This window comes from Noviherbaspirillum saxi (assembly GCF_003591035.1).
Taxonomy (GTDB): Bacteria; Pseudomonadota; Gammaproteobacteria; order Burkholderiales; family Burkholderiaceae_D; genus Noviherbaspirillum; species Noviherbaspirillum saxi.
Window position 1 is genome coordinate 171,402 of sequence record NZ_QYUO01000003.1, and the last position, 12,342, is coordinate 183,743.

13 protein-coding genes are annotated in these 12,342 nt (G+C 56.1%); 4 read left to right on the plus strand and 9 right to left on the minus strand.

Annotation, left to right across the window (positions count from 1 at the left end):
* Positions 1–300 precede the first annotated feature (300 nt).
* The 4 genes from D3871_RS24040 to D3871_RS24055 are packed head-to-tail and all read left to right on the plus strand — an operon-like array spanning position 301 to position 3,771.
* Positions 301–1,077: an ABC transporter ATP-binding protein gene (locus D3871_RS24040; protein ID WP_119771660.1), complete on the plus strand. Its 777-nt coding sequence runs from the start codon at positions 301–303 to the stop codon at positions 1,075–1,077.
* On the plus strand, positions 1,077–1,829 hold the full coding sequence (locus D3871_RS24045; RefSeq protein WP_119771661.1) for an ABC transporter ATP-binding protein: 753 nt from the start codon (positions 1,077–1,079) through the stop codon (positions 1,827–1,829). The genes D3871_RS24040 and D3871_RS24045 overlap by 1 nt, the downstream gene beginning before the upstream one ends.
* A 42-nt stretch (positions 1,830–1,871) precedes the next feature.
* A complete protein-coding gene (locus D3871_RS24050) occupies positions 1,872–2,756 on the plus strand; it encodes a branched-chain amino acid ABC transporter permease (protein WP_119771662.1) in 885 nt (294 codons plus the stop codon).
* Between the two features lie 10 nt (positions 2,757–2,766).
* Positions 2,767–3,771: a branched-chain amino acid ABC transporter permease gene (locus D3871_RS24055; RefSeq protein ID WP_119771663.1), complete on the plus strand. Its 1,005-nt coding sequence runs from the start codon at positions 2,767–2,769 to the stop codon at positions 3,769–3,771.
* Between the two features lie 1,106 nt (positions 3,772–4,877).
* Here the strand turns inward: D3871_RS24055 and D3871_RS31430 are convergent.
* The 9 genes from D3871_RS31430 to D3871_RS24105 form a co-directional block, all read right to left on the minus strand.
* The gene (locus tag D3871_RS31430) at positions 4,878–6,503 is read right to left on the minus strand and encodes a methyl-accepting chemotaxis protein (RefSeq protein WP_119771665.1); all 1,626 of its coding nucleotides are present in this window, start codon (positions 6,501–6,503) and stop codon (positions 4,878–4,880) included.
* 164 nt (positions 6,504–6,667) lie between these two features.
* Positions 6,668–7,171: a GlcG/HbpS family heme-binding protein gene (locus D3871_RS24070; protein WP_119771666.1), complete on the minus strand. Its 504-nt coding sequence runs from the start codon at positions 7,169–7,171 to the stop codon at positions 6,668–6,670.
* Entirely contained in the window at positions 7,171–7,695 is a 525-nt protein-coding gene (locus D3871_RS24075; RefSeq protein ID WP_119771667.1) for a thioredoxin family protein, read from the minus strand. The genes D3871_RS24070 and D3871_RS24075 overlap by 1 nt, the downstream gene beginning before the upstream one ends.
* Positions 7,696–7,702: 7 nt before the next feature.
* Positions 7,703–9,421, minus strand: a complete 1,719-nt coding sequence (gene soxB / locus D3871_RS24080) for a thiosulfohydrolase SoxB (protein ID WP_119771668.1) — start codon at positions 9,419–9,421, stop codon at positions 7,703–7,705.
* Between the two features lie 87 nt (positions 9,422–9,508).
* Positions 9,509–10,066: a sulfur oxidation c-type cytochrome SoxX gene (gene soxX / locus D3871_RS24085; protein ID WP_420799691.1), complete on the minus strand. Its 558-nt coding sequence runs from the start codon at positions 10,064–10,066 to the stop codon at positions 9,509–9,511.
* Positions 10,067–10,133: 67 nt separating this feature from the next.
* Positions 10,134–10,940 carry a sulfur oxidation c-type cytochrome SoxA gene (gene soxA / locus D3871_RS24090; protein ID WP_119771670.1) on the minus strand — a complete coding sequence of 269 codons (807 nt, stop codon included), beginning with the start codon at positions 10,938–10,940 and terminating at the stop codon, positions 10,134–10,136.
* A 73-nt stretch (positions 10,941–11,013) separates the two neighbouring features.
* A complete protein-coding gene (soxZ, locus tag D3871_RS24095; protein WP_119771671.1) occupies positions 11,014–11,325 on the minus strand; it encodes a thiosulfate oxidation carrier complex protein SoxZ in 312 nt (103 codons plus the stop codon).
* Between the two features lie 48 nt (positions 11,326–11,373).
* Positions 11,374–11,835: a thiosulfate oxidation carrier protein SoxY gene (gene soxY / locus D3871_RS24100; protein WP_119771672.1), complete on the minus strand. Its 462-nt coding sequence runs from the start codon at positions 11,833–11,835 to the stop codon at positions 11,374–11,376.
* A gap of 60 nt (positions 11,836–11,895) precedes the next feature.
* Entirely contained in the window at positions 11,896–12,330 is a 435-nt protein-coding gene (locus D3871_RS24105; RefSeq protein WP_233575797.1) for a pseudoazurin, read from the minus strand.
* Between the last annotated feature and the right edge of the window lie 12 nt (positions 12,331–12,342).

Genomic DNA, 12,342 nt, shown 5'->3' on the forward strand with positions numbered 1-12,342 from the left:
ATATCGTTCCACGGGCCCAAATCGCGTTAACAGGAGCTTTCCAGACGTCAGCGGGCGTTCCAGTGTTTTTAGTGGATACACATTCGGCCTCGACGTGTGTCCACGTGGGCGACACTTCTATCCCCTTCCCACTGTCCGCCATGTGAACGCGACACGACACGGAATGCCAGGTAATGCCTAGCACAATGCCGGCTCAACCATGCATAACAAGTTCGCTCGCGTGCGCTTGGCATGCTTGTTGCTGACATGGCATCACGACTATTACTAAAAGCAATAGATATGAGAAGAGAGACAGGAGAAATGACGGTAGAAGACATCATCTTGGAGACAAGGAATCTCACCAAGGAATTCAAGGGCTTCACAGCGGTGAATGATGTGAACCTGCGAGTGCGGCGTGGCGACATCCACGCGCTGATCGGACCCAACGGGGCAGGCAAGACAACCTGTTTCAACTTGCTGACGCGGTTTCTGACCACCACGCATGGGCAGATCCTGTTTAATGCGGAGGACATCACCGACGTCCCGGCAGCAAAGATCGCCCGACGCGGCATCATCCGGTCATTCCAGATCTCGGCGGTGTTCCCGCACCTGACCGTGCTGGAGAATGTCCGGGTCGGGCTGCAGCGCACGCTGGGCACTTCCTTTCACTTCTGGAAGAGTGAACACACCCTGTCGCAACTGAACGACCGCGCCATGCAATTGCTGAGCGAGGTTGACCTCGAACATTTTGCAGACACACTAACGGTGGACCTGCCCTACGGCCGCAAGCGCGCGCTGGAAATCGCCACCACCCTATCGATGGAGCCGGAATTGATGCTGTTGGATGAGCCGACCCAAGGCATGGGACATGAAGATGTGCATCGGGTTACCGAATTGATCAAGAAAGTGTCGGCCGGGCGCACCATCCTGATGGTGGAACACAACATGGCGGTCGTGTCGGGCATATGCGACCGCATCACTGTGCTGCAGCGCGGCGCGGTGCTAGCCGAAGGCAGCTATGCCGAGGTTTCGGGGAATGCACAAGTCATGGAAGCCTACATGGGAACCGCCACCGGCGTACTGGAAGGAGCACACTGATGAATACCGTCATTGAAGCTTTTTCCGCCGGGCGCACCAACAGCGCAATCAAGACCCTGGAAATTAACAACCTCAAAGCCTGGTATGGGGAATCCCACATCCTGCACGACGTGAACCTTACTGTGCAGCAGGGCGAGGTCGTCACTCTCCTCGGGCGGAACGGGGCGGGCCGCACGACGACCCTGCGGGCGATCATGGGCTTGACCGGGCGTCGTACCGGTTCCATCAAAGTGAATGGCGTCGAGTCCATCGCCCTGCCTACGTTCCAGGTGGCCCACCTTGGGGTGGGCTATTGCCCGGAGGAGCGCGGTATCTTTTCCTCGCTCTCGACCGAAGAAAACCTGATGCTCCCGCCGATGGTGTCCAACACCGACAAGGGCATGTCGGTGGAAGAAATCTATGGGATGTTCCCCAACCTTGCCGAGCGACGCCACAGCCAGGGAACGCGCCTGTCCGGCGGCGAGCAGCAGATGCTGGCGGTCGCACGCATCCTCCGCACAGGGGCGCGTCTTCTGCTGCTGGACGAGATTTCGGAAGGCCTGGCTCCGGTGATCGTGCGGGCGCTTGCGCGCATGATCACCGCACTCAAGGCCAATGGGTACACCATTGTTATGGTTGAACAGAACTTCCGCTTCGCTGCACCGCTGGCCGATCGCTTCTATGTCATGGAGCATGGCCAGATCGTCGAACATTTTGCTGCCAGCGAGCTTGACAGCAAAATGAGTGTGCTCAACGAATTGCTGGGCGTGTAACGCAATCCGCCCAATCGCGATCTTTTATCAAGGTTTACTACCATGGAAATATTCGGCATTCCCCTGCAGGCCATGCTGAGCCAGCTCCTGCTCGGCCTGGTCAACGGGTCCTTCTACGCTATGCTCTCGCTCGGCTTGGCCGTCATCTTCGGCCTGCTCAACGTCATCAACTTCGCCCACGGCGCGCTCTACATGGTCGGCGGGTTCCTCGCCTGGATGGGCTTGACTTACTTCGACGCCAATTACTGGGTGATGCTCGCGGCTGCCCCCGTCATCACCGGCGCGTTCGGTGTGCTCATCGAGAAGACCATGCTCAAGCATCTGTACAAGCTCGACCACCTGTACGGCTTGCTGCTGACCTTCGGCATCACGCTGATGCTCGAAGGCCTGTTCCGTTCGTTCTACGGCGTGTCGGGGCAGCCTTACTCCGTACCCGAGGCATTGACCGGCGCGTTCAACCTCGGCTTCATGATCCTGCCGAAGTATCGTGCCTGGGTCGTGGTGGCCTCGGTCGTGGTCTGCCTCGCCACCTGGTACGTGATCGAAAAAACCAAGCTTGGTGCCTATCTGCGCGCCGGTACCGAGAATCCGAAACTGGTGGAAGCCTTCGGCATCAACGTTCCACTGATGGTGACGATGACCTACGGTTTCGGCGTTGCACTCGCCGCGTTCGCAGGCGTGCTCGCGGCGCCGGTAATCCAGGTCTCGCCGCTGATGGGCTCCAACCTGATCATCGTCGTATTCGCAGTGGTCGTGATCGGGGGCATGGGGTCGATCCTCGGCTCCATCGTCACCGGCCTTGGCCTGGGCGTGATCGAAGGCCTTACCCGGGTGTTCTATCCCGAACTGTCAGCCACGGTGGTGTTCATCATCATGGCCATCGTCCTAATGCTGCGTCCCGCCGGCCTGTTCGGCAAAGAAAAATAAGGAGTTCCGCATGAACAAGAAAATCGCCTACGGCGCTGTCCTTTTTGCCGCACTGGCCGCACCAGCGTTCATCTATCCGGTGTTCCTGATGAAGGTACTGTGTTTCGCGCTGTTTGCCTGTGCCTTCAATCTGCTGATCGGCTTCACGGGCCTGTTGTCGTTCGGCCATGCAGCCTTCTTCGGCGGCGCCGGCTATGTTGCCGGCCATGTACTGAAAGTATGGGGATGGCCGTTCGAGCTCGGCCTACTGGCCGGGATGGCGGTAGCGGCCGTGATCGGGTTGATCATGGGAGGGCTAGCGATCCGCCGCCAAGGCATCTACTTCACCATGATCACACTGGCACTCGCACAGATGCTGTACTTCGTCGCACTGCAGACGCCGTTTACAGGCGGGGAGGACGGCTTGCAGGGCATCCCGCGCGGCAGTTTGCTGGGAATGCTCAACCTGGGCAATGACATGGTCCTGTATTACGTCGTGCTGGCGATCTTCGTAGCTGCGTTTGCGATGATCGTGCGCACCATTCACTCGCCCTTCGGCCAGGTACTGAAGGCAATCAAGGAGAACGAGCCGCGCGCCGTTTCCCTAGGTTATGACGTACACCGCTACAAGCTGCTGGCCTTCGTGCTCTCCGGCACGCTGGCCGGTCTCGCGGGTGCACTCAAGACTGTCATTTTGGGCTTCGAAACGTTGACCGATGTGCACTGGAGCATGTCCGGCCTGGTGGTACTGATGACGCTGGTCGGCGGCCTGGGCACACTTGCCGGGCCCATCGTTGGCGCGGTGGTCATCATCGCGCTGGAGAACAAGCTCGGAGACCTCGGCAACTGGATAACGGTAGTAACCGGCATCGAGTGGTTCCGCTCCATTGGCGAATCAGTCACCATCGTGACCGGATTCATCTTTATTGTCTGCGTGCTGGCCTTCCGTCGCGGCATTGTCGGCGAGATTGGCGCGCTCTCGACATTGTGGCGCCTGAAGCCAACGAAAACGGCTGCGAAAGCAGCAACTGCGTAATCTTTCACCACTGCACGGCGCAGTCCGGCGTGCTTCGGACTTGCGTCGTGGATGCTGTACTTTCGCCGATCTTGCTGAATTTTCGGTGAGCGCGTGATTTCAGTAGTCAGAGTAATCCGTTGCTACGGCGATCCAGACCAGCACATTTGTCCTTTGGGAAGCGGTGACTTGGTATTCGATGTTTCCGGCGCGGAGGTATTGAAATCGCAAGTGAAACACGCAGATGTCCGCGTACTGCCGGGAATCGGTCATCTGCCGATGATAGAAGCACCGAAGGAAACCTCGCAGGCGTATACCGGCTCCTTGCGAAAGTCCGTAGGCAGTCAAACCTTATGCTTCGGCAATCTTATCCGCAGCAAGGCGTTCTTTCTATGAATAGATAATCGGAGGAAATTTTACCGCAGGCCCACGGAGTCGATATACGTAATCTGATGGTCCGGGATGACTCGTAAGAAATTGATTCAGCCTCTGCGTGCAGCAATCCTTCTCTTCTGCAATTATTGTGCTGGTATATCCTGAGACGGTCTTATCTTATATAGTTTGATGAAGGTATGGACGTTGGACAAGCCAATCAATCCATTGCAGGATTTCATTAGCGGGCGCGACCCGGATACTCTCTGTACGAGAATAGAGCTGCATGACACTTGGCTGCTCTGAAGAAGAACGGGTTAGAGTCCAGGCCGCGTATCAGATTGGATACAGTTTTTGATAAAGGTTCCGACAAAAAAAAGCCCGCATATCTTTCGATGCACGGGCCAAATCCAATCCTCCGCGGAGGTGGAGGAGACTTGAATGAGATGGAGGCATGCGCAGAGAGTTCAAGTTGTCGTTCTGCGTTTTTCATTCATATTGACGTGCCACGCATTTAGACCAAATATTGCCTATCGGTGTGAGGGTAGCGAAGCGGTCTGTCGCGTTTCCTGGAGGGGACCGCAAGGCGTCAAGCGCAGGCGAACTGTTTACCATTTCGCTTCGACAATCAATTCTGGAGAATCCCGAGCCTCAATTCATGACACCCGCTGGGCGCAAACTTTCATTTGCGCCCAGCAAGATGCTGCAATACATGACATCGCAGATGTCATCGTTACGATGAGCCTGTCCGTGTCCTAATTAAGACGCAGATGCCTATTTGCTTTATATGCAATCGGCCTGGCGCTGTTGCTTCCGCCGCCCGAGTGCAGGCTGTCCATCGTAGCGGCACTGGATGCAAGCTTGAATAGCGCAACCGCCCGATTCAGAATGGCCGCCTGATCCTGCATGCTCTGTGCGGCGGCGGCGGCTTGCTCCACCAGTGCGGCGTTTTGCTGGGTCGCGTTGTCCATTTGCGAAATTGCCTGGTTGATCTGCGCGATACCGGCACTTTGTTCATCGCTGGCGGCGGCGATCTCATTAATGATGTGGGTAAGCTGCCTGACAGAAATCACTATCTCTTCCATGGTTTGCCCCGCTTGGCTGACAAGGACGCTGCCATTTTCGATACGATCAACCGAATCGCCGATCAACGTCTTGATTTCCTTGGCTGCGCCGGCGGACCGGTGTGCCAGTGCGCGCACCTCCGCAGCGACAACGGCAAAACCGCGTCCCTGCTCGCCGGCACGCGCAGCCTCCACGGCGGCATTCAACGCCAGGATGTTAGTCTGGAAGGCAATGCCATCGATAACGGAAATGATATCAACAACTTTCCGGGAGCTTTCCTTAATCGAGCCCATGGTGTCAATGACCTGGGTCACGACCTGCCCGCCCTTCTCGGCGACACTGGATGCGTTTTCGGCCAATTGATTTGCCTGTCGCGCATTCTCGGCATTTTGCTGTACGGTGCCGGTCATTTCTTCCATGGAGCTGGCGGTTTCTTCCAGGCTGGCCGCCTGTGCCTCGGTGCGCGCCGACAAATCTGCGTTGCCCGTTGCGATTTCACGCGAGCCGACGTCGATGGTTTCGGCGGACCGCTTTATATCGGCAAGGGTCTGGCTCAGCTTTTGCCGCATCGCGCTCATCGCAAACAAGACACTGGAGCGGTCATCGTCCCGGATCGATACTGCCGTCGAAAAATCACCAGTCGAGATGTCGCTTGCAATCCTGACCGCATAGTCCGGTTCTCCACCGAGCTGCTTCATCACGTTACGTATCAGCCATGTCATCATGCCTGCCCCGAGAAGAACGGCGAACAGCGTGAGGATCACACTGATTGAAACCATTCTTTCGGTGAATGCGACCATGCTGGATTTCGTTTCTGCGACGGCCGCATTCTTGGCCTTTGCAAAATCGATGAGCCGCGTGCGCATCTGACGCCATACCGGCGTCTCGTCCTTGCTGATCATGGCGATCGCAGCAGCCTGGTCGGAGGCTGCCAGCGCAACGATCGTTTCCTGAATCGGTTTTTGCCGTTCGCGAATGGCGCCTACCTCCTTCAGCATGGCTTGCACCGCGGGCTCGGACTCGGCGAGCGAAAGCGCCAGTTCATGGGCCTGTTTGAACTCCTTGCTCGCGTCATCCAGATTCTTGTATGCAGTCTTGTTCGCCGGATCCATGACGATATTGCGCAGAGCCTGTCCCATCTGAAGACCTTGAGCATACATGGTGGTGGCGGCCTGCAGGATGGCCTGGTCCTTGTCGAGAAAGGTCTCGAAACGGGACTTGGTGTTGAGGGTACTGATGAGGGCTACGGCCAATGCGAGGATAAACAGGGAAAAGCATAGCCCCATGCTCAATACAAGTTTTGTCTTTAGTTTCATGCAGATGTCCAGCGGATTCGAATCGTATAAATGAAAAATGACTGGTATTTGACGAGCGACCAGTTTTGGTTTCTTAGTTATACCAGCGACAGTTGCCCATGAGAAAGACAATGTGCCGCACTATACGATTTGTTGTATGCACGAGACGAACAATGAACAAAGTTTCACATCTCGAGGTCTTCCTTCACTGCTGCGATGCCGGCTGCCGCGCATCTGTCATCCGCTTCGCCTGAAGGTGCGCCGGAAATGCCGATGGCGCCGTAATTGGTTCCCCCGGCCTCGATCAGCATGCCGCCGCCCAGTGCCAGCACGCGCGGAATGTGACGAATTCCGCTCGCGGGCTTGCCTCCTTGAGTCGCTTCGGAAAACTGACTGGTGTTGAGCTTGAAGCTGACCGCAGTCCATGCTTTGTTGACTGCTGCATCCGGCGTGTGCATGCCGGCAAAGCGGTCACGCAAGACGACTTGCGTCTGGCCGGTCCGGTCGACGATCGCAACTGCAATCTGATAGCCGGCATCTCGACAAGCCTGCAGTCCGGCCTGAGCCGCCTTGAGCGCAATCTCGGGCGTCATCAGCTTGACTGTATAGCTCGCATCCGCCGCCAATGCCTGCGCTTCTATGCCGGCGATGAACATGGTCGCAAACAGCTTCTTATAAAAATGCTTCATTACTGCTCCTTTACTTGTGTGCGTATTTGCGCAGCCATCTTTTGTGATGCAGTCGACAGCCGCTGGTCGAAATATGCGCCATACATGCCGGCCGTATCTCCACCGACAAGCGGCTCGGCCAATTGCTGGCCCTGCGCCCCAAGGAAGATGACTGTCGGCGCAAATCGTATGTGGTAGGAAGTGGAGAGCGCCTTATGGGTCATGCGTTCACCATCCAGCCGAAGCAGACTTTGAAGACTGGTCAAGTCGACTTCGCGAATGATCGGGCGAGCGTTCCGGTCGGCCGCCTTCAGCAGCGGCGCAAGATAGTTTTGTCGGATGACATGACAATAACTGCAATCCGGCATCGTAAAAAAAACAATGACTGGTTTGCCTTCATGCTGCGCCTGTACGACGTCCTGACGCAAGTCGGTGGCCAACGGAATGGAAAAATGATGGTCCGCAGCGAACGAACTATTGATCGCTGCTGCAAAACAGGCGAAGCCAAACAGGATAGCGCACCATGCTGATTGAACAGGATGCATGCCGGTCTTATATCGCGATTCCGGGATTTCCTTCCATCCCTATGAGACGCGGTGCGTTCACCTTGCGCGGTTTTACCGTTTTCGTGGTGCGCAGCCATTGCGCCACGACATCCCACACCGGTTCCCCTTTTGCGCCTTCGGCAACCGGCGCCCAGCCGGCGACCTTGTAAGTCTTATTCGCTTCAATCGGTTTGCCGTTCAGACGCATGTCTTGAATGCGCGCTCCCATTTTTGCTTTTGGCTCGATTGCATACGTCATGCCGCCGACACGCACCATGTCGCCGCCCTGCTGGTAGTACGGATCGGGATTGAAGAGATTGTCGGCCACGTCTTCCATGATGGTCTTGATGGTATCGCCGCTCAACTCGGACACCGTGGTATAGGAATAAGTAGTGGCGGTCTGGTCCATCAGGTGATCCATCAAGATAGGACTGTCCGGCAGCAGGGAGGTACCCCAGCGGAAGCCGGGGGAAAATGCAATCTCCGCCTGCTTGACGTCCATCAGCGCATCGACGATCAGTTGATCAAACGTGCCGTTGAAATTTCCGCGCCGGTAGAGCGTTCCTTCGGTCACGGCAAGCTGCTCGTTAAGCTTGGACTCGAATGGTGCGCGGATCTTCTTGATGAGCGCATCCATTTCCTTGTCGGCCGGCAGGAAATTGGAAAACACAGGCATTAGGCGATACTGAAAATCCTGCACTTTCCCACCGCGGACATCGAAGTCGAGCACCCCGAGGAATTTGCTGTTGCTGCCGGCATTGGTGACCAGCGTCTTGCCGCCGGCATTGCTGACGATGACAGGCGCCGGCATGCCGTCGTGCGTATGGCCACCCATGATGGCATCGATCCCGCGCACGCGGGAGGCCATCTTGAGATCGACATCCATTCCATTATGAGAAAGTACGACGACGACCTTGGCGCCTTTCGCACGCGCTTCATCGACCATCTTTTGCATGTTCTCATCCTGAATGCCGAAGCTCCAGTCCGGAATCATGTATCGCGGATTAGCGATAGGCGTGTATGGAAATGCCTGGCCGATGATGGCGACCTGTACCCCATTCATTTCCTTCATCACATAGGGACTGAAAACCTGGTCGCCAAAGTCGGCCGTCTTGATGTTCTGTGCAACGAAATCGACTTTGCCCTTGAAATCTTTTTCGACGATTTCCATCACGCGTTTGTCGCCAAGCGTCATTTCCCAATGCGCTGTCATGACATCGACGCCAAGCTTCAGACAGGCATCGACCATGTCCTGGCCATTTGTCCAGAGAGCGGTGGCCGACCCCTGCCAGGTATCGCCGCCATCCAGCAGCAGTGCGCCCGGCCGCGATGCCTTCATCTGCTTGACCAGAGAGGCGAGATGAGCGAAGCCGCCGACCTTGCCGTAGGTTTGCGCCGCCTGTTCGAAATTCAGATAAGAGAACGCGTGGGCTTGTGCGCTATTGGGTTTGACACCTGTCTGCTTGAGCAGATGTTCACCGACGAGATGCGGCATGCGTCCATAGGCGTCGCCGATACCGAGGTTGACATTCGGTTCACGGAAATAGATGGGAAGCAACTGGGCATGGCAATCGGTGAAGTGCAGAAAATGCACATTGCCAAAACGCGGCAGGTCGTAAAGCTTGCCGGTGGAAGGTGCTGCCAGCGCAGCCTTCGTGTTGAGCGCCATGCCGCCCGCTGCGGCGATACCCATTATTTGCATGAACTCGCGACGGTTCAAACCCATTTTTCTTCCTTTATTTCACTCAGGCCGGCGACGACGCATGCAGTAGTGTTACGTCTTGCACGTGCCGCCGTCCTTGATCAAGGCTGCCTATTTATTGACAGGTGATTGCGGATCCAGCAACAAGGCCATGACGTCCTGAATCTGCTTTTCATTCAGAATTCCCTTGTGGCCGAAACGCGGCATATTGGAGCAGGCAGTAAACGCTTGCGAGTTATAGATCTTTGCCCAGGTGTACTTGAGAATTTCCTCGCTCTGGCCGCGCAGCTTTCCGTAGTGATAAAGCGAGGGGCCGATATTGCCGAAGGAGATTTCTTCCTTGGTCATTTGATGGCAGGCATAACAGTTGCCTCCATTGGTGCCGCCGATCGGATCGGAAGATTGCATGCCACGCCCGTTCTGCGCGATCTTTTCCCCTTCCTGCCACTTGCCGAGATACTTCGCTCCATCTGGATATTTCACCAGTTTTAGCTGCTCCGCTTCGATCTTTTCTGCCACTTCCTTCGGCCGCTCAGTTGGATACTCGCTGCACAAGCGTTGCGCCTCGTCCTGCTTGAGTACGCCTTCGACCGTTGCCGGTCCTTTCGATTTGAAGTCCGACTTGATCATGTCGAGAGCGGCCTTGCCATAGTCGGTGTCGCCGGCCATCGTCGCGCAACCCGCAACAGCACCAGCCATGACGACGGCAATTACGATTCTTTTCATACCGTTCCCCTTATCGCTTCAACGCGGGTGCGTTGTACACGCCGCCCTCGGCGTTTTTGGCTAGAAACATCGTCACCGCAGTAATCGCGTCGGAGCCGTAAAGGGGTTCCGGAAAGCGTTGCTGGCGGAAGCAGTCGTTCAAACGATGTTGCATGGTTCGCACCTCACCCTGCGAAACCCGGTACGCCGGCCATGTCGTATATGCGGCTTGGGCATTCGACTTGGTCAGGATGTTGGGCAACTCCTGAAGACGAATCCGCTGACCGTCGGTCGAATGGCAGGTCGCGCAGGCGAAATCATGGGCCCCGCCGCGATGGAAGAATATCTTCTTGCCGATTTCATAAGCGGTTTTTTCCTGAGGATGGCTCGCGGTGACCGCCATCTTCATGCCCTTGGATTCCGCAGTGATGTAAGACACGAGCGCTTCGATATCGGATGGGTTGCCGGCCGATGCGAACGGCGTCTTGGTCCCCTGCTCGCGCGTCAGACCCTGCAAGGTCATTCGGCAATGAAGCAATCTTTGCTCAAGGTCCATCACCTTGTTCACGTCCTTGAAATAACGTGGAAGCTCAACGTAGGCTCCCTTGAGTACGCCGGGTCCCTTGCCAAGGTCGCACTGTTCCAGCGAGGCTTTTTGAGGTCCATCCTTCTTTTTCCACAGTTCTTCGCCGCGCATCTCCCACAATTCGGCGGGATTACCGTCCGCCAGCAACTGGCGGTATTTTGCGATCTCGTCGGTCACCGATGTCTGCGCGATGGCGGGTGCAGCCGCAACGATTATCGCGGTCGCAATAACATAATGGCTTGTATGCCTCATTACGTCTCCATTGTATTGGAATGTGGTTTGAGCCACTTCCTTATTGTGTCTGGAATATACCTTGCCGAATCGACTAGGCAATGACTGCTTCGTCGGTGCGTGTATCGCCCTTGTTGTCGGTCCAGGTGATCGTGACCTTGTCGCCTTTCGCGCCGCCCTTGAACTTGAACGAAAGGAAGGGATCCTTGGAAATAGACGTGCCCATCTGCGCATCGAGTACAAGCTTGTCGTTGCATTTGGCAGTCAGGGTTTGAATGAAGTGCGGCGGGATGGCTTTTCCGGAAGAATCCTTTCGTTGTCCGGTTTCCATGTCATGACGGATCAAAGCCTTGACCTCCACGACGTCGCCGGTGGCGTTTGCGCGAATCCGCATTGGATTTCCCATGATATTTCCTCTTAAGCGTGAATGATATGAATGCGACGCTGTCGATAATCAACCGCCGCAACCGCCGAGCGTGACCTTGATTTCCTTGCTTGCAATGAGCCACTTGCCATCAGCCTTAACCAGCGCATGGACGTTGGACGTGCCACCCATCTTCACACGCGTGCTGACGGCAGCCTCGGTGCCGGCCGGAATGTTGAAGCTGGCCGACAGGGGATTCGGGTTCTTCTCCACCAGGATGGCGATGAACTCGGTGTTAGGCGCCGCGCTGGCGACCGATACAGGCACCACCGCACCGTTTTCGGCAATATCCGGCCCGTTGACCGTGATGTCTTTGCTGACGACGAACTTGTCGCCGCCTAGCGCCTTGACTGCGTCTTCAAGTGTTTTTGCTTCGAAAACGTTGGCCTTCCAGTCTGCCGCGAATACATCGGACGGCTTGAGCAGTCCGGCAGTCAACGCCAGGCCAAGTACCGAGCTGATGCGCAGAACGTCACGTCGATTTTGATTCATTGCTTTCTCCATTCTTCAAATTAACAAGGCCGCGCGGCCGGGCAATACCTTTGCTTAGTTTTACTGCGCCTGCGCAAGGGCCTTGGCAAGCCGGTCCTTGTTCATGACAAAGGTCTTGGCAAGCTTGTCCGATTCTTTCTTTGCGTCGTCCAGGTTAGTCGCCTTTCCAACTTGAATGACACCGGCCATCGCCATAAGCTTGTGAGGATCGCAGACATACACGTAGACCCCTTCCTGATCCAGCTTTACCGAGAATTCCTCATCCATCTTTCCCTTCCATGCTGTCGCACCGGCCGGCACGACGACGGCAGCGCTGTTATGGGACGGATCCCCCTTGACGAACTTGACGGTGTCACCCTTTGCTATCTTGAGGAAAGACGGTTCGAACACCATCGTTCCATCCTTGCCGTTGTTGAGCATCTTTACTTGATGCTCCGCCGCAGTCGCACTGACTGCAGCCAATGTCAATGCGACAATCATTCCAAGTTTCTTCAATTCCCATCTCCC